This window comes from Ramlibacter sp. bp-362 (assembly GCF_054956735.1).
In genome coordinates, this window is the sequence record NZ_JBUDXE010000008.1 from 19,753 (window position 1) to 40,075 (window position 20,323).

Below are 20,323 nucleotides of genomic sequence, written 5' to 3' on the forward strand. Positions count from 1 at the left end.
CGCTTCGCTCACCTCCCGCGGCCTGCGGCCGCGCCACCCTACGAAGAAGCCGGGGCCCGTAGGGTGGCGGCGGCGCGCCGCCGGCAGGTGAGTGAAACGATCGAGCGCGCAAGGCGCGTAGTCTCATGCGGCGGCGCTAGCCGAGCATGAGGAACCCCACCGATGCATTCAGGTCCGCGCGAATCGCCGCCGCGCCGCCGCGAGCCGGTCGGTGTAATGGTGCCGCGTGAGCAGGTACGCGCCCGCCAGCGCCGCGCTCCCCGCCGCGATCATCGTTCCCACGCTCATCGACCGCGCCATGCTGCTCGCCAGCTCCGGCGCGCGCGGGCCGGCCAGCTCGAGGCGGCGGCGCGTCATCTGCGCGCCCAGCTGCGACAGCTGGTCCGGCAGCAGGCGCTCGGCCGCCGGGAGCAGCAGCGTCTCTTCGTCCGCCACGTGGTGCATCACGTGCCGCATCAGTTCGAAGAAGGTGTCGTCGAAGGCGGGATCGTCCACCGGCATGTGCCGCAGGCGCGAGATCAGGCCGCGCATCTCGTCGTGCTCGGGCGTGCTCTTGCGCAGGATCTCGCTGTCCGCCACCACGCGCAGCGCCGGATAGAAGATCTCCTCCTCCAGCTGCGCGTGGATCTCGATCGCCAAGCAGGCGTTGTCCACCAGGCCCTTCTTCAGCCGGGGCGAGGAGCCGACCTCGTACTGGTGGAACGCCGTCAGCACGTGGGTGTGGTCCAGCCGGATCATGTTGGTGATGCTCGGGGACAGCTGCGAGATCAGGGAGGACATGGTGCTCTTTGCCTGCGGTTTGCTTTGCTGCCGATTGGGCCGTGCAGCGAGCGCGGCGGCTGTCGGACGTCGACGGCGTCCGGTGTCGGTCGCGCCAGCGCGCGAAAGGTTCCTACCGGCACAGGCGTTGCTGCCCCGCAGGGCCGCGGCGGGGGCGGGCCTAGTCTGGAGGCAGTTCCATCCCCAAGGAGGTTTCCATGCCTGTCATTCTCTGGCTCCTCGGCGTGCCGCTCGGCATCGTGCTGTTGCTGATGCTGTTCGGGGTGCTCTGAGGCACGCACTCAGCAACGCCGGCCCTCACCCCCGCCGGCCCTCACCCCCGCCGGCCCTCACCCCCGCCCTCTCCCGCGAGCGGGAGAGGGGGCAACATCAGGGCTTGCGCGGGGCTTCGCGCTCGCCGCCCTCGGGCGTGCCTTTCACGGCCTCGAACTGCTCGACATTGCGCACCGCGTGCGCGCCGGCGTTGCCCCCCTCGTATTCGCCGGCGGTGGCGGGGCCTTGCTCTTCCTCGCCCTGGTTCGAATACGGCTGGCGCCCCTTGCCGCCTTCCCAGCTCACCTCGTTGCGGTAGCCGTGCTTCGCGCGGCCATCGTTCTCGGCCTCGCCCGGGCCCTTCTTCTGTTCGTTCATGCTGTGCTCCAGATGCGGCGACCCGCCCGAGCTTGCGTGCTCCGGGCGGGTCGCGGTGTAGGACGGCGGCGCGGCCGCCGGGTCGAATGGCCGGACGATTACTTCGACGGCAGCAGGACCACCGGGTCCTCGGTCTTCGGGTCGATCGTCACCTGGTGCTGCCCGGCGGGCATCACGACCGTCTCGACTTCGCGCAGCAGGCCGCCGCCGGCCAGGCTGCCCTCGATGCTGCCCATGCCCATCACGCGGGCCTGGCAGGCCGCCTTGTCCTCGCCGGCCGTGAACACGTCGCAACGGGCCATGGCGTTGGCCTGCAGGTTGCCTTCTGTGTCGAGCACGCCGCGCTGCTTGTCGGCGTGGGCGTTGCGCGCCTCGATCAGGCAGTCCTCGCGCGCCTGCTGGGTCTGGCCGCTCATGCAGGCCTGCACTTCCTGCCGGTAGTTCCCGGAGTCGTCGATGATCGGGCTGTCGGGCGTCATCGCCATGGCGGCAATCTGGGTGGTGGCTGCGCCGACCGCCAGCAGGGCGACCGCGCCGAAGGAAACCAGGCTCTTGCGCGAGCGTGCATCCGTCGCTTTCATGGTGGGCATCTCCTTGAATCGATGCCACGAAGTGTCCGTTCCGCGGCCGCCACCGCTTGCCGGAGAGATGCCTCCCTGGCCCCGGCACGCTCCCCATGGCCGGGTAGGACTTGGCCTTGCAGGCGCGCGCCGACACGGCATGGCACCACGGCCGCGCAGGGGCGCGCGCAGCGTGAAAAAAGCCGCGCCGACAGTAGGACGTTGTCCGACGCCGCCACGCGCCGGGCCCGCACCCGTTCGCTTTACACGCGACTACGCCCGCGCTTTGCCCGGCCAACCATAGTGAACGGCACCGGCCCTCCCTGGGGCAGGTGGACGCGGTCCGGCGCTCCCGGGCCGGGGCCCCCTCAACAACACGCCGCTCGCGGCAAAAGGAGTGCGACTATGGGTTTTTTGATTTGGTTGATCATTGGCGGTATCGTCGGCTGGCTCGCCAGCCTCGTGATGCGCACTGACGGCCAGCAGGGCATCCTGCTGAACGTGGTGGTGGGTATCGTCGGCGCCTTCCTGGGCGGCTGGCTGATCTCCCCGCTGGTGGGCGTGGGCACGATCAACGAAGGCATCAGCATCGGCTCGATCATCGTCTCGCTGATCGGCGCGATCATCCTGCTGGCCATCGTGAACCTGTTCCGCCGCGGCCGCGTCCGCTGACCGGTTCCCCAGAAGAAACGAGCAAGGAATTCGGCGGGCTTTGTCCTGCCATCGGGAGCGCCACCGGCGCTCCCTTCTTTTTGCGCGCGCTATTCCGCCACGCGGTGCTGCGCCAGCGCCTCGAGCGCCTGCACCAGGGCCGAATGATCGGACTGCGCGAGGCCCAGCGCGTCGCAGGCCTGCATCAGCTGCGCGGCGCCGGCGGTCTGCGGCAGGGCCATGCCGAGGCTGCGCGCCCCCTGCAAGGCGAGCGCCAGGTCCTTCTGGTGCAGCGCGATGCGGAAGCCCGGCGCGAACGTGCGCTTGATCATGCGTTCGCCGTGGACCTCCAGCACGCGCGAGGAGGCGAAGCCGCCCATCAGCGCCTGCCGCACGCGCGCCGGATCGGCGCCGGCCTTGGCGGCGAACACCAGCGCCTCGGCGACGGCGGCGATGTTGAGGCCCACGATGATCTGGTTGGCGACCTTGCACACCTGCCCGTCGCCGACCGCGCCCACGTGGGTGATGTTCTTGCCCATGAGCGCCAGCAGCGGCTGCACGCGCGCGAAGCCGGCCTCGCTGCCGCCCACCATGATGCTGAGGCTCGCGGCCTTCGCGCCGACCTCGCCGCCGGAGACGGGCGCATCGAGGTAGTCGCAACCGCGTTCGGCGATGCGCGCGGCGAAGCGGCGGGTGGCGATCGGGTCGATCGAGCTGCAGTCGACCACCGCCTTGCCCTTCGCGAGCCCCGAGGCCACGCCGTATTCGCCGAACAGCACCTGCTCCACGTCGGGCGTGTCGGGCAGCATCAGGAACACGATGTCCACGCGCTCGGCGACGGCGCGCGCGTTGGCGCAGGTCGTGGCGCCGCCGTCGGCCAGGGCCTGCGGCACCTTGCTGCGCGTCTGCACGAACAGCGTGTGGCCGGCGGCGAGCAGGTGGCCCGCCATGGGCGCGCCCATCACGCCGAGACCGATGAAGCCGATCTTCAAGGTGGCCTGCGTCATGCCAGTTCCTTCATCCAGCCCAGTCCCTCCAGCGTCGTCGTGCGGGGCTTGTATTCGCATCCGACGTAACCCTTCCAGCCCAGCGCGTCGAGGTGCCGGAACAGGAAGGCGTAGTTGATCTCGCCCGTGCCCGGCTCGTTGCGGCCGGGGTTGTCGGCGAGCTGGATGTGCCCGATCTGCGGCAGGTAGCGCTGCAGCGTCGCCGCGATCTCGCCTTCCATGCGCTGCGCGTGGTAGATGTCGTACTGCAGGTAGAGGTTGTCCGAGCCGACCTCGTCGAACAGGGCGATGGCCTGCTCCGTGCGGTTCACGAAGAAGCCGGGGATGTCCCAGGTGTTGATCGGCTCCAGCAGCAGGCGGATGCCCGCGCCGCGCAGCGTGGCGGCGGCGTAGCGCAGGTTCTCCACCAGCGTCGCCCGCGCCAGTTCGGGGCTCACGCCGGCCGGCTGCTTGCCGGCCAGGCAATTGAGCTGGCCGCAGTCCAGCGCGTTCGCGTACAGGATCGCGCGCTCGACGCCCGCGCGGAACTCGTCGACGCGGCCCGGGTGGCAGGCGATGCCGCGCTCGCCCGCCGCCCAGTCGCCCGCCGGCAGGTTGTGCAGCACCTGCTTCAGGCCGTGCTCGCGCAGGCGCGCGGCCAGTTCCTCCTTCGGGTGCTCGTAGGGGAACAGGTACTCCACGGCGCCGAAGCCGGCAGCGCGGGCGGCTTCGAAGCGCTCCAGGAAGGGCAGCTCCGTGAAGAGCATGGTCAGGTTGGCGGCGAAGCGCGGCATCACACGGTCTCCTCGGCGAATTCCACGATGCGGTCGATCTCGGTGCCCATCGCGATGTTGGTCACGCGCTCCAGGATCACCTCGACGACCACCGGCACCTGGTACTCCTTCATCCAGGCCTCCGCCTGCGCGATGGCGGGCGCGAGCTCGTCGGGGCGGTGCACCCGGATCGCCTTGCAGCCCAGGCCCTCGACCACCTTCACGTGGTCGACGCCGTAGCCGCGCTCCGGCACGTCCTGCGCCACGTTGATGTTCTCGAAGCCGAGCTGCACGCAGTAGTCCATGTCGAAGTTGCGCTGCGCCTGGCGGATCAGCCCCAGGTAGGAGTTGTTCACCACCATGTGCAGGTAGGGCAGCTTGAACTGCGCGCCGACCGCCAGCTCCTCCAGCATGAACTGGAAGTCGTAGTCGCCCGAGAGCGCGACGATCTTGCGCGTGGGGTCCGCGGCCCGCACGCCCAGCGCGGCGGGCACGGTCCAACCGAGCGGGCCGGCCTGGCCGCAGTTGATCCAGTGGCGCGGCTGAAACACGTGCAGGAACTGCGCGCCGGCGATCTGGGACAGGCCGATGGTGCTGACGTAGCAGGTGTCCTTGCCGAAGGCCTCGTTCATGCCGCGGTAGACGCGCTGCGGCTTCATCGGCACGTCCTCGTAGTCGCTGCGGCGGCCCATCGTCTGCTTGCGTTCCAGGCAGTCGGCGGCCCAGGCCGTTCGGTCCTTCAGGCGCCCCTGCGCCTTCAGCGCGCGGGCCACTTCGACGAACAGGCGCAACGCCGCGCCGGCGTCGGAGACGATGCCGTAGTCGGGCGCGAACACGCGGCCGATCTGCGTGGGCTCGATGTCCACGTGCACGAACTTGCGGCCCTTGGTGTAGACCTCCACCGAGCCGGTGTGGCGGTTGGCCCAGCGGTTGCCGATGCCCAGGACGAAGTCGCTCGCCAGCAGGCTCGCGTTGCCGTAGCGGTGGCTGGTCTGCAGGCCGCACATGCCGGCCATCAGCGGGTGGTCGTCAGCGATGGCGCCCCAGGCCATCAGCGTCGGGATCACGGGCACGCCGGTCAGCTCGGCGAACTCCACCAGCAGGGCGGAGGCGTCCGCGTTGATGACGCCGCCGCCGGCGACGATCAGGGGCCGCTCGGCCTGCTGCAGCATCGCGATCGCCTTCTCGGCCTGCGCCCGCGTCGCCGCCGGCTTGTAGACCGGCAGCGGCGCATAGGTCTCGGGATCGAACTCGATTTCCGTGGTCTGCACGTCGAAGGGCAGGTCCACCAGCACCGGGCCGGGGCGGCCCGAGCGCATGAGGTGGAAGGCCTGCTGGAAGGCGCGCGGCACCTGCGCCGGCTCGCGCACGGTGATCGCCCACTTGGTCACCGGCTTGGCGATGGACTCGATGTCCACCGCCTGGAAGTCCTCCTTGTACAGCCGCGCCCGCGGCGCCTGGCCCGTGATGCAGAGGATGGGGATGGAATCGGCCTGTGCCGAATAGAGGCCCGTGATCATGTCGGTGCCGGCCGGCCCCGAGGTGCCGATGCACACGCCGATGTTGCCCGGCGCCGCCCGCGTGTAGCCCTCGGCCATGTGCGAGGCGCCCTCGACGTGGCGCGCGAGGATGTGCGCGATCGTGCCCTGCCTGCGCATCGCCGCGTAGAACGGGTTGATCGCGGCGCCCGGCACGCCGAAGGCCTGCGTGACGCCTTCCTTCTCCAGCACCCAGACGGCGGCCTGGGCTGCGGTCATCTTCGCCATGTGCGTTCTCCTGTTCGTGTCGCCACGAATGTAGGAAGCGCACCGGCGCGGCGGAAGACGGCCGCCGCCCATAAGACTTATTCCGGCCGCGAATGGCCGGCGCGGCTCAGGCGGCCGGGAGCGCCGCGCGCGGGCGCGACCAGATCGAGCGGATCTGCTCGGCCAGCGCCATCGGGTCGAATGGCTTGGAGATCACCTCGAGCGCGCCGACCGACTTGTAGTGCGCGACCTCGGCCGGCTGCACCTTCGCGGTCATGAAGATCACCGGCGTCGCCGCGGTGGCCGGGTGCGCGCGCAGCGCCTCCAGCGTGGACAGGCCGTCCATGCCGGGCATCATCATGTCCAGCAGCAGCAGGTCGGGCCGCACGCGGTCGACGCACTCCAGCGCGTCGGCGCCGCTCGCGCAGGACGTGACGGTGAAGCCGCCGACCACTTCGAGCGCGATCTCCGCGACGACGCGGATGTCCGCCTCGTCCTCGACGTACAGGATGCGGTTCAGGTCGGGGGTCATTGCTCCTCCAGGGGTGCGGGGATGGTGGGCATGCGGGCCGCCGGGTAGACGGGCGCGGGCCGCGCGTCGTGGCGCGGCAGCTCGAAGAAGAAGGTTGCGCCCTCGCCGGGGGTGCTGGCGAAGCCGATCTGGCCGCCCATGCGCTCGACCAGCGCGCGGGAGATGCTGAGCCCCAGGCCCGTGCCGCCCTTGCTGCGCGTGGCCGAGGCGTCGGCCTGCGAGAACTTCTGGAAGATGCGGTGCTGGAACTCCGGCGGGATGCCCGGGCCGCGGTCGGAGACCTCGACGCGGATGCGGTCCGGCGGGCCGGACAGCCGCACGTCCACGGCGGCGCCGGCGGGCGAGAACTTCACCGCGTTGGAGACCAGGTTGGTCAGCACCTGCAGCACGCGGTCGCTGTCGACCCGGGCGGCCAGCGGCGCGACCGGCGCGGACGCGCGCAGCCGCACGCCATGCTGCTGGGCGAAGCCTTCGTTGTCGGCGAGTGCCTTGCGCAGCAGCGGCGCCATCTCGGTGACCTGCAGGCGCAGCGGCACGTCGCCGCGTTCGATCTTCTCGATGTCCAGGATGTCGTTGATCAGGCGGATCAGGCGGTCGCAGTTGTTCTGCGCGATCGCCACCAGGTGGGCGGCCGCCTCGGGCATCTTGCCCACCACGCCGGCGGACATGAGGCCCAGCGAGCCGCGCACGGAGGTGAGCGGCGTGCGCAGCTCGTGGCTCACCGTGGAGATGAACTCGGTCTTCATGCGGTCGATGCGCTTGAGCAGCGTGATGTCGTGCGCCACGGCGTAGAAGCCGGCTTGCGCGCCGTCGGCGCGGCGCGGGATCAGGCGCATCTCGAAAGTCGCGACCTCGCCATTGGCGGCGACCGCCGTCACCTCGTAGCGCACGGCGCTGCCGCGCAGGACGCGGGCGAAGTGCGGCTGGTGCGCGGCGTACAGTTGCGGGCCCAGAACTTCGAGCGCGGAGCGGCCGACGGCCCCTTCCCCGGGCGTGCCCAGGAACTCGGCGCAGGCGCGGTTGACGAAGCGGAAGCGCAGCTGCGGGTCGAATTCCGCGATCAGCACCGGCAGGGTGTCGGTCATCTCGCGCAGGTGGTGCTCGCTCGCACGCAGCGCCTCGTTGGCGGCGCGGATGCTGCTCATGTCGCGGATCAGGGCGGTCACCCGGCGGCGGCCTCCCAGCCAGACGTCGTTGAGCGAGATCTGCACGGGCAGCTGCGTGCCGTCGCGGCGGATCGCCACCATCTCGACGCCGGCGACCTGGAACGGGGCGGGGTCGGCGAGCAGCTTGCGCAAACGGGCGCGGAACGCGTCGCGCCCAGGCGAGGCGCCGAGCAGCTCGGAGGCCGGCCGCCCGATCACCTCCGCTTCCCGGTGCCCCAGGACCTCCAGGGCGGACTTGTTCACGTCCAGCACGACGAGGTCGTCCGACATGGTGACCAGGCCGTCGGCCATGTTGGAGGCGAGCACGCGGGTCATGGCCACGCTGTCGTCCAGCAGGCCGATGACGCGCCGGCGTTCGCGCTCGTACCGCGTGACGATCCACAGGACCCAGGCGAACATCGCGACCAGCAGCAGGCTGGCGGCGATGACCACCTGCTGCGCGCCGGTGGCCGTCGGCACCGCATGCGTGCCCCACCACGCCTGTTCCGCCCGGTCCTGGAGCTCGTCCATCATCGCTTCCAGCTGGGCTCCCGTGTCGTGCGCGCTGACCGAGTCCAGCAGGCGCAGGGCCTCCTCGCGGTCGCCGACGCCGACCGCCGCGGCGATCTCGTACTGCTGCTTCGTCCGTTGCGCCACCAGGCGCTCCAGTTCGTCCTGGCCGGGCAGCCGCGGCTCCTCGTCGAACGTCTCCATCGCGGCCTTCTGGGCCCAGGCGCGAACCTCGAACAGCTGCAGGTCGTCGGGCGTGCCGCTGAGCACGTACGCGCGCAGCGCGGCCTGGGTCCGGGCGAGCGCGACGCCCGCCTGCTGCAGCACGATCACCTTGTCCCTCGTGTGGACCGCGCTGTCCACGAGCCGGGCCAGGCGGCCGATGGTCTGGTACGAGGCCACGCCGAAGACCGCCATCGCCAGCACGGCGACCACGAAGGCGATGCGCGTGCGGCGCAGCACGGTGTCGAACATGCCGGTCATGCCTGGACCTCCGCCGGCAGCCGGGCGCGCATCGCCGCGTCGAGCTCGCGCCGCAGCGCCGACAGGCCGGGCATCAGCTGCTGCACCGGCAAGTCGGCATCGCCGACGGCGATTTCCAGCGCGCGGGCCGTTTCGCCCAGCACCCGGAAGCCGAACAGGCCCGCGGTGCCGGCCAGGCTGTGCGCGCAGCGCTCGATTTCGGACAAACCCTCGGCACGGGTGTCCGGCCGTGCCAGCGCCTGCACGGCGGCATCGAGGCGGGCCCAGCGCCCGGGCAGGCCTTCCAGGTAGGTGGCGCGGAGCTGCTGCAGCAGCGCGGGAAGCTCATTCATGGCATCGGATCCGGTTCCAGCGGAAACGGGAAAGCGTAAAAGCGATCGGGTGTTGGCCGTAAGCCGGATGCCTACGGAACCCGCGCCCGATGGCCTAGGGCTGTTACAAGTTTCCGCCGCACGATGCACGCCATGGACACCCGCGACATCTACGAACTCACCCCGCTCGGCGCCAGCGAACTGCGCCGCAGCGGCACCGACCTGCCCGACGCGCAGCTCGCGCTGCTGGTGCGCTTCGACGGAAACCTGACGCTGCAGCAGGTGCACGCGGCCATGTCGCCGTCGGCGCGCAAGAGCTTCGGCGCCGACTTCCAGGCCCTGCTCGCCCGCGGACTGGTCGCGCCGCTGGACCTGGATCCCTTCGCCAGCCGCTTCCACGCGGAACTGGGCAACCTCGGCGCGCTGGCCGGCGATGCGCGGGCCGATGCGGCAATGCAGTCGCTGCAGCGCAGCGGCTTCTTCGTGCAGATCGCGCGGGAGCACAAGGACGCGCGCCTGCCCGCGCCGGGCGAACCGCTGACCGTGCTGGTCGTGGAGGACGAGCCCGTGCTGGCCCGCTTCGTCGAGAGCTACCTCAAGCTGTCCGGCATGGACGTGCGGCTGGCCGCCGACCGCGCCGGCGTGGTGGCCGGGCTCGCCGAGGCGCCGCTGCCCCACCTGGTGCTGCTGGACGTGATGCTGCCGGACGCCGACGGCTTCGACATCCTGATGCGCATGCGCCAGCACCCCGTGCTCAAGCGCCTGCCGGTGATCATGCTCACGGCCAAGGCCACGCGGCAGGCGGTGCTCAAGGGCCTCGTGGCCGGCGCCGACGGTTACCTCACCAAGCCGTTCGAGCCGGATTCCGTGCTGCGGGCCGTGCACAAGGTGCTGGGCCTGCCCGCTCCCGACGAGACCGCGCCCGATCCGTGGATGAATCCCGACGCCAACCTCCTGCGTCCGGCCGGCGGCCGGCCGGCCGGGTTCTAGGAGCGATTGCCCCCGCGGCGGTCAGCACTGCCGCAACCCCGCGGGAGCTTGCCGCGGCCGCGCGGGCGCACCTAAGCTCCGGCCATGGACCGGTTGCAGGCGATGGAGATGTTCGTGCGCGTCGTGGAGACGGGCAGCTTCTCGCGCGCCGCGCGCGAGTTCGCGACCACGCAGCCGACCGTCACCAAGCACGTGGCGGCCACCGAGGAGCGCCTGAAGGTGCGGCTCCTGAACCGCAACACGCGCGGGGTGAGCCTCACCGAGGCCGGCGCCCTCTACTACGAGAAGTGCAAGGAGATCGTGCGCGCGGCCGAGGAGGCCGACAACGTCGCGCGCGTGCGCCAGTCGCAGGCGCAGGGGCTGCTGCGCGTGGGCAGCTCGGTGGCCTTCGGCCGGCGCGTCATCGTGCCCTTGGCGCTGGACTTCATGCGCCAGCATCCGCAGCTGCAGGTGGACCTGAGCTTCGAGGACCGCTACACCGACCTGGTGGCGCAGGGCATCGACGTCGCGGTGCGCCTGGGCAAGCTGGCGGATTCCGCCCTCGGCGCGCGCTTCCTCGGCGCCAATCCCTGGCTGATGGTCGCTTCGCCGAAGTACCTGCGCAAGGCCGGCACGCCCCGGCGGCCGGCGGACCTCGGCGGCCACGAGACGCTGATCTACAGCAGCGTGCAGGGCAGCGACATCTGGCGCGTGCTGTCGCCGCGGGGCGAGGCGGTGACGGTGCCGGTGACGGCGCGCCTGCGCTCCAACAACCTCTCGGCCGTGCTCGCGGCGGCGCGCTCGGACATGGGGATCGCGGCGCTGCCCTGGTACGTCGCGGCCGATTCGCTCGCCTCGGGCGCGGTCGTGGAAGTGCTCAAGGGCCACAGCCTGCCGGAGCAGGAAATCCACGCCGTCTTTCCCTCGCCCAAGCTGGTGCCGGGCAAGGTGCAGGCCTTCATCGCCTACCTGCAGGGCCGCTTCGGGCCGCGCTGGTGGGAAGGCCTGCCGCGGGGTTGAACCGCCTCAGGTCAGGCCCAGGCCGGCGAAGGTGCTGACGTCGGCCGACACGTCGGGCGGGACGGTGAGGCTGATCTCGGTGAGCACGTCGCCCTCGAATTCGGCCATCACCAGGAAGCTGCCCAGGTCGTCGCCCATGCCTTCCAGCGCGTCGTAGGTCTCGGGCGACATCTGCACCGTGCCGCGCGCGGCGCGGTCGGCCAGGGCTTCGGCGCGGGCGCGCTGTTCGCCCAGCAGCATCACGATCTCGCAGTCGGCCACCTGGCCGCGGGCCAGGTTGCAGCGCGCGGTCAGCATGCCCATGCGCAGGCGGGCGCGGGCGGCGGCGCGCTGCAGCTCGGTCGCCACGCGCAGGGCCTGGCGCGGGTCGGAAAAGCTCACGAAGGCGTAGTCGTCGCTGCACGGGTCCACCCGGCCGCCGTGGGCCCGCACCAGGCGGGCGAGGGCGGCGATCACGCCGTTGCGGGTGAGCGGGCCGGACTCGGGGCACTCCACGCACAGCAGGGTGCGCACGGCGGTCCCGAACTGGGCCTGCCCGGTGCGCTCCTCGAACAGGCTCCTCCAGATCGCCGCCGGAAAGTGGCGGCGAAGCTGTTGGGAAAACTCATCCACCAGGCGGGTCCGTTCCTCGACACAGGTCATGCTCTTCTCCTCCGTTGATGGGAGGAATGAGACCACGGGGTGCCGCAGGGGGCTTAGGGAATTTGCCGCCGCGGGCGTGCGTTCACGGCTTCACCAGGCCCTTGCGCACCGCGTAGAGCGTCAGGCTCGCGATGTCGTGCACGTCCAGCCGCTCCATGATGCGGGCGCGGTGCACGTCCACGGTCTTGGAGCTCAGGCCCAGCTCGAATGCGATCTCCTTGGAAGACTTGCCGCTCGCCAGCAGGCCCAGGATCTCGATCTGCCGCTCGGTCAGCAGCGTGTCGAGCTCGGGCTCGCTGGGCGCGAGCAGGCTCTGCGCGACGCCGGCGCCGAAGTGGCTGCCGATGGTCATCACGTTGCGCAGCGCCGTCTCGAGCTCGAACTCGGGGGCGTCCTTGCGCACGTAGCCGTGCGCGCCGTTGGCCACCGCGCGCTTCACGGTGTCGGCCTGCTCGTTGGCGGAGAGCACCAGCACCTTCAGCCCGGGCCAGCGCTCGCGGATGCGCCCGATCGCGGTGATGCCGTCCATGCCCGGCATGCTGATGTCGGTGATGACGACGTCGGGCTGCACGGATTCCAGCAGCTTCAGCAGCTCCCAGCCGTCGCGGACCTCGGCGATCACGTCCACGCCCTGGATGCCATTGAGGAGGGTGCGGATGCCGGCGCGGACCAGGTCGTGGTCGTCGGCCAGCACCACCTGGATGCGGGTGGCTTCCGGCCTCATCGCGCACTCCCGGGCCGGGTGCGTGGCGGGTAGGCGGCGCGCGGGCTGCGGGACGGGGCGCTGGGAGTCATGGGGGTCACGGCGTGATTCTCGAAGTTGCGGGGGGGTGTGTCGACGCGTTGTCGCAGCAGGGAGACAGCCCGGTCGTGGACGTAATCCAATCCCCTAAGCCTTTCCGTTGCATCGGTGATGTGATCGGCGGGCGGCGAAGGGCCGCATCCACCGGGATTTCCATGCAGACCGTCTTTCTCGTCGACGACGACGACAACTACCGCGAACTCGTGCAACTGACCCTGGAGGACGATTGCGACGTCGACAACGTCCGCGGATTCGCCCGGGGCGGCGACCTGCTGCGGCACCTGGAGCAGCATCCGGAGGAAGTGCCCGGCCTGGTCCTGATCGACCTGCACATGCCCGAGATGAGCGGGCTGGAACTGCTGCAGCGCCTGCGGCAGCGGCATGCCGGCGTGCCGGTCGCCCTGCTGTCGGGCGGCGTGGCCCCCGAGGAGCGCCAGGCCTGCCTGGCGGCCGGAGCGATCGCCTTCCTGCCCAAGCCCCTGGCCTACGCCGACCTGGTGCCGCTGCTGCAGGGGCTGGTGCGCAGCGTGGGCGCCCCGCACGCCTGAGTCCGCATGAAGCCCCGCACCGAGGCCGCCATGAAGAATCCGATGCACCTGTCCTTCCTGGCGCCACCGGCAAGATCCGCGCTCGCGCGCCTGCCGTCCGCCACCTGCAGCGATCCCGCCGCGCGCACCCAGCTGCGCGAGCTGGAAATCATGCTCACCAGCGCGCAGCGCTTGGCCGGCGTCGGCAGCTGGGCGTGGGACCCGGAGGCGGATCGCCTCACTTGGTCCGAGGAGACCTTCCGCGTGCTGGGCCTGCGGGTCCACGAGTTCGACGGCAGCCTCGACGGCTTCCTGGCCCACGTGCACCCGGACGACCGCTGGGCGCTGCGGGAGGTCGTCGGCCGGGCCGCCGCCGGCGGGGGCCAGTTCAGCTACCGCTACCGGTTCCAGCCGCGAGCGGGGGACGAACGCCTGATCGCCGGCGACGGCGAGCCCCAGTACGACGACCACGGCGTGCTGGTGCGCGTGATCGGGACGGTGCTGGACATCACCGTCCGCGAGCGGGAACGGCAGGCGATCCAGGCGAGCGAGGCGCGCTTCCGCAGCCTGCTGGAGCTCTCGACCGACTGGTACTGGGAGCAGGACGCGGAGTTCCGCTTCACGCTCTTTTCCGGGGGCAACGCGGTCGCGCGCGAATTCGGCGGCCTCCTCGGCAAGCGCCGCTGGGAAATCCCCGGCGCGACGCCCCTGGGCTGGACCTGGGGCGAGCACCAGTCGGCGGTGCAGGCCCACCAGTCCTTCCGCCGGCTGGAATACCGCCTGCGCACGGGCCGCGGCGAGCGCTACGTCAGTGTGTCGGGCGAACCCGTGTTCGACGCCGCCGGCGGCTTCGTGGGCTACCGCGGGACGGCGAAGGACATGACGGAGCCGCGGGCTTCGGAGGAGCGGCTGCGCCAGCTGAACGCGAGCCTGGGCATGGCCATGCGCCTGGGGCGCATCGGCGTGTGGAGCCTGGAGCTGCCGCAGGGCACGCTCGCCTGGTGGCAGGGCGGCCGAGTGATCCTCGGGCTCGACGGCACGGCCGTGGAGACCCTGGGCGCGCTGGTCGAGCGGGTCGAACCCGAGGCCCGGTCCGAGCTGGCGCGCGCGATCGATGCCTGCAGCGCCGACGGCGTCGGCTTCGAGCTGGAAGTGCCGCTGTGCGCCGGCACCCAGCCACTCATGTGGGCCCGCCTGACCGGCGAGGCGCACCGCGACCTGGACGGACGCATCCGGCAGGTGCGGGGCACCGTGCAGGACGTCACCGAGCTCCGCCTCGCGGCGGAGCGGACCCGCGACATCGGCAGCCGCCTGGCCGCCACCCTGGACAACGTCGCCGATCCCTTCGTGACCATCACGCGCGACTGGGTCTTCAGCTACGTCAACCACGAGGCCGAGCGCCTGCTGCGGCGCTCCGCCGACGAGCTGCTGGGGCGCGAGGTGTGGGAGCTGTACCCGGAGGTGCGCGGCTCCGCCTTCGAGCGGGAATACCGGCGCGCGCTGGCCGAGGGTGTGCCCGTGGAGTTCGAGGAGTTCCTGGAGACCCTGGAGCCCGCCGGCCGCTGGCTGAAGGTCCAGGCCTATCCCTCGCCGGAGGGCCTGGCGATCAGCTTCCGCGACGTCACCGACAGCCGCCTCGTGCGGCAGGCGCTGGCGGACAGCCAGGAGCAGCTCCGGCACCTGTTCGAGAACACGATCGACGGCGTCGTGTACACCGACGGGGGCGAGATCGTGCGCATGAACCCGGCCGCGTGCGCCCTCCTCGGGCGCACCCAGGCGGACCTGCGCGGCCAGCGCTTCGGCGTCCTCGTGGCGACGCGGGACGACGGGCGCATCGGCGCGATGCGGCGCGAGCGCAACATGACAGGGCGCGCGAGCGGCACGCTGACGCTGCTGCGCGGCGACGGCAGCGGCTTCGAGGCCGAGGTGTCCTCGGCCGCCTACGCGGCGGCGGACGGGAGCGAGCGCGCCTTCGTGGTGTTCCGCGACATCACGCGGCGCCTCGAAGCGGAGCAGCAGGTGCTGCAGCTCAATGCCGAACTGGGCGAGCGGGTGCGCCAGCGCACCGCGGAACTGGAATCCGCGAACGCCGAACTGAAGGCCTTCGCCCATGCGCTGGCGCACGACCTGCAGGCGCCCGTCGCCGCGGTGGGCGCGTTCGCCGGGCTGCTGGAGCGCTCGCTGGGCGCGCCGCTGGCGCAGCGCCCGGCGCACTACCTCGCGCGCATCCGGGCGGCCGGCCGCAAGGCGGGCGACTACATCCAGGGCCTGCTCGCGATGGCGCAGGTCTCGCAGGCGGCGCTGGCCCCGCACGCCGTGGACCTGAGCGCCATGGCGCGGGACCTGCTGGCCGAGCGCGCCGAGCGCGACCGCGACCGCGACCGCCAGGTAGAGTGGCAGGTGCAGGACGGCCTGGTGGCGCAGGGCGATCCGACCCTGCTGCGCATGGCGCTGGAGAACCTGCTGGGCAACGCCTGGAAGTTCACGGCCGGCAAGGCGCCCGCCCGCATCGCGTTCGGCGCGGCGCCGGATGCCGCGGGCCAGCAGGTCTTCCACGTGCGCGACAACGGCGCCGGCTTCGACATGGCCTACGCGCACAAGCTGTTCGGCAGCTTCCAGCGCCTGCACAGCGAAAGCGAGTTCCCCGGCACCGGGCTCGGGCTGGCGAACGTGCAGCGCATCGTGGCGCGCCACGGCGGGCGCATCTGGGCCGAGGCCGCCGAGGGCCAGGGCGCCTGCTTCCACTTCACCCTCGCTTCGCCGCCGGTGGCGGAAGGGTGAAGCAGAAGCGCGCTCCCTCGCCCGGGGCCGATTCCGCCCAGATCCGGCCGCCGTGCAGCGCCACGATGCGCTGCACCGTGGCCAGGCCGATGCCGAAACCCTCGAATTCCTCGTTGCGGTGCAGCCGCTCGAAAGGCTTGAACAGGCGGTGCGCCTGCGCCATGTCGAAGCCGGCGCCGTTGTCCTCCACGCAGAACACCGTGCCGCCCTCCAGCGTGCGGAAGGCGATCCGCGCGTCCTCGCGCTTGCCCGTGAATTTCCAGGCGTTGCCCAGCAGGTTGGTGAGCGCGATGCGCAGCAGCCGCTCGTCGCAGCGGGCGTGCGCCTCGGGCACGCACTCGAAGCGCACCTGGCGCTCGGGATGGGCCTGGCGCAGGTTCTCGACCACCGCGCGCGCCTCCGCCGCCAGGTCCACGTCGGTGCGCGCCAGCTTCGCGCGCTCGATGCCGGCGAGGTACAGCACGTCCTCGACGATGCGCATCATGCGGCCCGTTTCCTGGTGGATGCCGTTCAGGAAGCGCACGGCGCGCGGGTCGAGGCCCGCCGCGTGCTTCTGCAGCAGCAGCGAGCTGAAGCCGCTGATCGTGGCGAGCGGCGAGCGCAGGTCGTGCGAGACCGAATGGCTGAACGAGCGCAGCTGCGCATTGGCCTCCTCCAGCTCCACGGCGCGCGCGGCCAGCTGCAGGTTCAGCGCCTGCACTTCCTGCTGCCGCTCGCGCAGTTCCTCGTTGGCCTGCACCGCCTCCTCGTAGGAGGAGAACAGCAGGTCCAGGATCTGCTCGCGGTCCGCCGTGATCAGGTGGCGCTGGCCGCCCAGCGAGATCTCGATGCCGAACTGCATCTTGCTGTGCGAGCGCAGCCTGCGGTTGGCCAGCAGGAAATCGAGGCGCGCGAGCAGGGCCTTGGTCTCGAAGGGCTTGCGGATGAAGTTGTCGGCGCCGGACTCCAGCGCCGTCACGATGTCGTCGATGCCCTGCAGCGAAGTGACCAGCATGACCGGGATGTCGCGCAGCACCGGGTCGGTCTTGATCGCGCGGCACAGCTGGTAGCCGTCCATGTCGGGCATCATCACGTCGGTCACGACCACCCCGGGCCGCAGGCTGCGGGCCGCGGCCAGCGCGTCCAGGCCGTTGGAGGCCACCGTCACCGCGTAGCCGGCGTCGGCCAGGGCCTGGCGCAGGAGCTCCGCCTGGGTGGGGCTGTCCTCGGCGACCACCACGTGCAAGCCGTGCTTCGGTTGCGGTCCGTTCATCGTTCTCCCTTGCTTCAACGTTGCGCCAGCGCCGGCAGCGCGGCGCCGATTTCCTCCGGCGACATGACGTAGGTGGCGCCGCCGCAGCGGATCGCCTCCCCGGGCATGCCGTGCACGACGGACGAGGCCGGGTCCTGGGCGATCGTGATCGCGCCCGCGTCGTGCATCAGCTTCAGTTCGGCCGCCCCGTCCTTGCCCATGCCGGTCAGGAGCACGCCGATGGCGTGCCGCCCGTAGTGCGCCGCCACCGACTCGAACAGGCAGGACACGGCCGGCCGGTGCCCGTGCACCGGTGCGCCGCCCGAGAACGCCAGCCGCAGCTGCGGGGCCACGCGCATGTGGCTGCCGTCCGGCGCGACGTAGGCGCGCCCGGGCCGCAGCTCGGTGGACGGGTGGGCGATCTCGGTCGGCACGGCGCAGGAGGCGGACAGCCAATGCGCCATCCCGTGCAGGAAGCCGTCGGCCATGTGCTGCACGATCACGATGGGCACCGGGAAGTTCGCGGGCAGGGCGCACAGCAGCTGCTTCAGCGCGACCGGGCCGCCGGTGGAGGCGCCGATCGCGACCAGCTCCACCCGGCGCGGCGCGACGCGCCGGCGGCTGGCCGGTGCGGGTGCAGCGACGGGCACGGACGCGGGAGCGGAGGGGCGCGCGTCCGCGGCCGCCGGCCGTGCCCAGCGCCGCACCACCTTCACCTCCGCCATCAGCCGCACCGTGCGCTGCAGGGCGGCCAGCCCTTCCGCGTGCGAGGGCGCCGTCGCGGCACCGGGGTCGCGCAGCACGGCCAGGGCGCCGGCGTCCATCAGGGCGAAGGCAAGCGAGGTGTCCGGCGCCGCCGCCGCGGCGGAGACCACCACCACCGGGAGGGGCCGCGACTGCATGATGCTGCGGACGGCCGCGACGCTGTCGGCCGCGACGCCGGCCTGGACCAGCACGATCACGTCGGCCTGGTGCCGCTGCGCGGCGTCCATGGCCTGCTGCGCATGCGCGGCGCCGCCGACGACCCGCAGCGCGGGCGCCGATTCCAGCAGGCGCTGCAGCCGCTGCCGCCGCTGCGGCGAGGCGTCCAGGAGCACGATGCGCACGAGGGTTGCGGCCATCAGGCGAGCTCCGCGATGGCCTGCAGCAGCCTGCCCTGGTCGAAGCCGCTCTTGACGATGTAGGCGTTGGCGCCCGCCTCGGCGCCGCGCTCGCGGTCGGCCGGCGAGGCGAGCGAGGTGACCAGGATCACGGGCAGCGCGGACAGCGCCGCGTCGGCGCGGATCGCCTGCGTCAGGCCGATGCCGTCCAGCCGCGGCATCTCGATGTCGGACACCACCACGTCGAAGGCGCCCGCGCGCAGCTTCTCCAGCGCCTCGGCGCCGTCCACCGCCACCTCGACGCGGTAGCCGGCCAGTTCCAGGATGTTCCTCAGCAGGGTGCGCGAGGTGATCGAGTCCTCCGCCACCAGCACGTGCCGGCCGCGGGCGCGCGCCACCACCGGCGCCGGCGCCAGGCCGCGGCCGCCTTCGCGCAGCACCATGCGCACCAGTTCCGAGGCATTGAGGATGGGCGCGGCCACGCCGTTCGCCAGCACGCCGGCACCGGCCACCACGGGGCTCTGGATCCAGGCGGTGTCCACGGGCTTGCCCAGCACCTCCTGTTCGCCGGCGATGTCGTCGACGGCCAGCGCGATGCGGCGCTCGCCCGCCGCGACGACGAGGCAGCCGATGCGCGCCGGCGGATCGGCCGGCGGCGGCAGGCCCAGCACCGCCGAAAGGCTGGCCAGGGGCAGGTCGTGCTCGCCCACGGGCACGGTCTGCTGCTGGCCCACGCGGCGCACCTGCGCCGGCGTGAAGCGCAGGCAGCGCTCCACGCGCGCGGTCGGCAGCAGGAAGCTGCGGCCCGCCGCCTGCACCTCGATGGCGCGGAAGTTCGCGAGCGACAGCGGCAGGACGATGCGGAAGGTGGTGCCCTGGCCGCGCACGGAGCTGACGGTGATCGTGCCGCCGAGGCGCTCGACGGTGTCGCGCACGATCGGCAGCCCCACGCCGCGGCCGGCGACGGCGGTCAGCGCCGGCGCCGTCGAGACGCCCGCGCCGAACACCAGCGGCAGCAACGCCTCGGGCCCGGCATCCTCGGGCACGGGCAGCCCCGCCGCGCGCGTCGCGGCGGCCAGCCGCTCGGTGTCGATGCCGGCGCCGTCGTCGGACACCGTGATCTCCACCCGGCCGCCCGCCCGCGTGGCGATGGCGATCTCGACCCGTCCGCGCGCCGGCTTGCCGGCGGCCTGCCGCTTCTGCGGGGATTCGAGCCCGTGGGCCGCGGCGTTGCGCAGCAGGTGAACGAGGGGTTCGCGCAGCTCGTCGAGGACGCGCCGGTCCATGCCGACCTCGTCGCCGGTGATGCGCAGCTCCAGCTCCTTGCCCTGGCTGCGCGAGAGCTCGCGCACGGTGGCCACGAGGAAGGGCCGGATCGAGCCTGCGGGCAGCAGCAGCGCGCGCTTGACGTCGGCCAGCAGCGTGTCGACGGCGCCCGCGAGCTGGCGCTGCTCGCGCACCGCCGTCGTGGCGAGGGACCGCAACCGCGCCTGGTGCGCGCGCCAGTCGCGCGCCGGCCCGGTGGCGGCGGCGAGCAGCTCGCGCAGCTGCTGCACGTGGTGGCCGGCGTACAGCTTGGCCGCGACCAGCTCCTCGACCTGGTACAGCAGCCGGCCGAGGCGCTCGACGCCGATGCGCACCGTCTGTTCCGCGGGGGCGGCCGTCTCGGCCGGCGGCGCGGCCGCGGGGGGCGCGGCGGGCGCGGGCGCAGCGATCGGCGCGGGCTCGGACTGCGCCGTGCCTTCGCCGCGCGCGAGGCGCTCCAGCCGCGGCAGGAGGCTCGCGAGCGCGCCGGCCGCGCTGCCGCGCTGGCGCAGCGCCTGTTCGAGCGCCGCGGCGAGTTCGTGCAAGGCGTCGGCGACCGTCGCCGACCAGGCGAGCGCGCCGCGCTGCAGCGCCGCGATCAGGCTCTCCGCGGCGTGGCAGGCCAGCTCGATCGCATCCTCGCCGACGGCGCGGGCGGCGCCCTTCAGGCTGTGCGCCGCGCGGAACAGCAGCACGAGCGGCTGCTCGGGCGGCGCGCCGCCTTCCAGCTGCGCCAGGCAGTCCTGCATGCGCTCGACGTGGCCGGCCGCCTCGGCCTGGAAGATGGCCGCGAGCTTGCGGTCGAACTGTGCGTCGGAAGGCGGCATGGCGGCGCGGTCG

At 72.2% G+C, this 20,323-nt stretch carries 19 protein-coding genes; 5 read left to right on the top strand and 14 right to left on the bottom strand.

All coding sequences use genetic code 11. The features are described 5' to 3' along the window. Nucleotides 1-168: 168 nt before the first annotated feature. The 3 genes from ACY0MJ_RS12765 to ACY0MJ_RS12775 all read right to left on the bottom strand — a co-directional run bounded on the left by ACY0MJ_RS12765 (nucleotide 169) and on the right by ACY0MJ_RS12775 (nucleotide 1,991). On the bottom strand, nucleotides 169-780 hold the full coding sequence (locus ACY0MJ_RS12765) for a hemerythrin domain-containing protein (RefSeq protein WP_462638844.1): 612 nt from the start codon (nucleotides 778-780) through the stop codon (nucleotides 169-171). A 369-nt stretch (nucleotides 781-1,149) separates the two neighbouring features. After that, complete coding sequence (locus tag ACY0MJ_RS12770; protein WP_462638845.1) at nucleotides 1,150-1,410, bottom strand: hypothetical protein; 261 nt, start codon at nucleotides 1,408-1,410, stop codon at nucleotides 1,150-1,152. A gap of 98 nt (nucleotides 1,411-1,508) precedes the next feature. Continuing rightward, nucleotides 1,509-1,991, bottom strand: a complete 483-nt coding sequence (locus tag ACY0MJ_RS12775) for a hypothetical protein (protein WP_462638846.1) — start codon at nucleotides 1,989-1,991, stop codon at nucleotides 1,509-1,511. A gap of 384 nt (nucleotides 1,992-2,375) precedes the next feature. On the opposite strand from ACY0MJ_RS12775, the gene ACY0MJ_RS12780 reads away from it, so the two are divergent. After that, nucleotides 2,376-2,642 (top strand): GlsB/YeaQ/YmgE family stress response membrane protein, encoded by a 267-nt coding sequence (locus ACY0MJ_RS12780; RefSeq protein ID WP_462638847.1) that lies wholly within the window; start codon nucleotides 2,376-2,378, stop codon nucleotides 2,640-2,642. 89 nt (nucleotides 2,643-2,731) lie between these two features. Here ACY0MJ_RS12780 and ACY0MJ_RS12785 read toward each other — a convergent pair whose 3' ends face one another. The 6 genes from ACY0MJ_RS12785 to ACY0MJ_RS12810 all read right to left on the bottom strand — a co-directional run bounded on the left by ACY0MJ_RS12785 (nucleotide 2,732) and on the right by ACY0MJ_RS12810 (nucleotide 9,127). Then, the gene (locus ACY0MJ_RS12785; protein WP_462638848.1) at nucleotides 2,732-3,628 is read right to left on the bottom strand and encodes a 2-hydroxy-3-oxopropionate reductase; all 897 of its coding nucleotides are present in this window, start codon (nucleotides 3,626-3,628) and stop codon (nucleotides 2,732-2,734) included. Continuing rightward, complete coding sequence (gene hyi, locus ACY0MJ_RS12790; protein ID WP_462638849.1) at nucleotides 3,625-4,401, bottom strand: hydroxypyruvate isomerase; 777 nt, start codon at nucleotides 4,399-4,401, stop codon at nucleotides 3,625-3,627. The genes ACY0MJ_RS12785 and hyi overlap by 4 nt, the downstream gene beginning before the upstream one ends. Then, nucleotides 4,401-6,146 carry a glyoxylate carboligase gene (gene gcl, locus ACY0MJ_RS12795; RefSeq protein ID WP_462638850.1) on the bottom strand — a complete coding sequence of 582 codons (1,746 nt, stop codon included), beginning with the start codon at nucleotides 6,144-6,146 and terminating at the stop codon, nucleotides 4,401-4,403. The genes hyi and gcl overlap by 1 nt, the downstream gene beginning before the upstream one ends. A gap of 106 nt (nucleotides 6,147-6,252) precedes the next feature. After that, nucleotides 6,253-6,657, bottom strand: coding sequence for a response regulator (locus ACY0MJ_RS12800; protein WP_462638851.1), 405 nt, complete (start codon nucleotides 6,655-6,657; stop codon nucleotides 6,253-6,255). Beyond that, a complete protein-coding gene (locus ACY0MJ_RS12805) occupies nucleotides 6,654-8,795 on the bottom strand; it encodes an ATP-binding protein (protein ID WP_462638852.1) in 2,142 nt (713 codons plus the stop codon). Before ACY0MJ_RS12805 ends, ACY0MJ_RS12800 begins: the two co-directional genes overlap by 4 nt. Then, nucleotides 8,792-9,127 (bottom strand): Hpt domain-containing protein, encoded by a 336-nt coding sequence (locus ACY0MJ_RS12810; protein ID WP_462638853.1) that lies wholly within the window; start codon nucleotides 9,125-9,127, stop codon nucleotides 8,792-8,794. Before ACY0MJ_RS12810 ends, ACY0MJ_RS12805 begins: the two co-directional genes overlap by 4 nt. Before the next feature lie 132 nt (nucleotides 9,128-9,259). Between ACY0MJ_RS12810 and ACY0MJ_RS12815 the strand changes: the two genes are divergently transcribed. Continuing rightward, nucleotides 9,260-10,096 carry a response regulator transcription factor gene (locus ACY0MJ_RS12815; RefSeq protein ID WP_462638854.1) on the top strand — a complete coding sequence of 279 codons (837 nt, stop codon included), beginning with the start codon at nucleotides 9,260-9,262 and terminating at the stop codon, nucleotides 10,094-10,096. 84 nt (nucleotides 10,097-10,180) lie between these two features. After that, nucleotides 10,181-11,095, top strand: a complete 915-nt coding sequence (locus tag ACY0MJ_RS12820) for a LysR family transcriptional regulator (protein WP_462638855.1) — start codon at nucleotides 10,181-10,183, stop codon at nucleotides 11,093-11,095. A 6-nt stretch (nucleotides 11,096-11,101) separates the two neighbouring features. Here the strand turns inward: ACY0MJ_RS12820 and ACY0MJ_RS12825 are convergent, their stop codons facing one another. Together ACY0MJ_RS12825 and ACY0MJ_RS12830 are read right to left on the bottom strand one after the other, a co-directional pair. Beyond that, entirely contained in the window at nucleotides 11,102-11,737 is a 636-nt protein-coding gene (locus ACY0MJ_RS12825) for a hypothetical protein (RefSeq protein WP_462638856.1), read from the bottom strand. A gap of 82 nt (nucleotides 11,738-11,819) precedes the next feature. Then, a complete protein-coding gene (locus ACY0MJ_RS12830; RefSeq protein ID WP_462638857.1) occupies nucleotides 11,820-12,461 on the bottom strand; it encodes a response regulator transcription factor in 642 nt (213 codons plus the stop codon). Nucleotides 12,462-12,694: 233 nt separating this feature from the next. Here ACY0MJ_RS12830 and ACY0MJ_RS12835 point away from each other — a divergent pair, with 233 nt between their 5' ends. Then, nucleotides 12,695-13,087: a response regulator gene (locus ACY0MJ_RS12835; RefSeq protein ID WP_462638858.1), complete on the top strand. Its 393-nt coding sequence runs from the start codon at nucleotides 12,695-12,697 to the stop codon at nucleotides 13,085-13,087. Between the two features lie 6 nt (nucleotides 13,088-13,093). Next, nucleotides 13,094-15,847 carry a PAS domain-containing sensor histidine kinase gene (locus tag ACY0MJ_RS12840; protein ID WP_462638859.1) on the top strand — a complete coding sequence of 918 codons (2,754 nt, stop codon included), beginning with the start codon at nucleotides 13,094-13,096 and terminating at the stop codon, nucleotides 15,845-15,847. Here the strand turns inward: ACY0MJ_RS12840 and ACY0MJ_RS12845 are convergent. From ACY0MJ_RS12845 to ACY0MJ_RS12855, 3 genes are read right to left on the bottom strand one after another with little or no spacing between them, the layout of a single operon-like run. Continuing rightward, complete coding sequence (locus tag ACY0MJ_RS12845) at nucleotides 15,813-17,099, bottom strand: response regulator (RefSeq protein ID WP_462638860.1); 1,287 nt, start codon at nucleotides 17,097-17,099, stop codon at nucleotides 15,813-15,815. The two genes, ACY0MJ_RS12840 and ACY0MJ_RS12845, sit on opposite strands and share 35 nt — an antisense overlap. A gap of 14 nt (nucleotides 17,100-17,113) precedes the next feature. Further along, nucleotides 17,114-18,199 carry a chemotaxis protein CheB gene (locus ACY0MJ_RS12850; RefSeq protein WP_462638861.1) on the bottom strand — a complete coding sequence of 362 codons (1,086 nt, stop codon included), beginning with the start codon at nucleotides 18,197-18,199 and terminating at the stop codon, nucleotides 17,114-17,116. After that, entirely contained in the window at nucleotides 18,199-20,310 is a 2,112-nt protein-coding gene (locus tag ACY0MJ_RS12855) for a hybrid sensor histidine kinase/response regulator (protein WP_462638862.1), read from the bottom strand. Before ACY0MJ_RS12855 ends, ACY0MJ_RS12850 begins: the two co-directional genes overlap by 1 nt. Nucleotides 20,311-20,323: the final 13 nt, after the last annotated feature.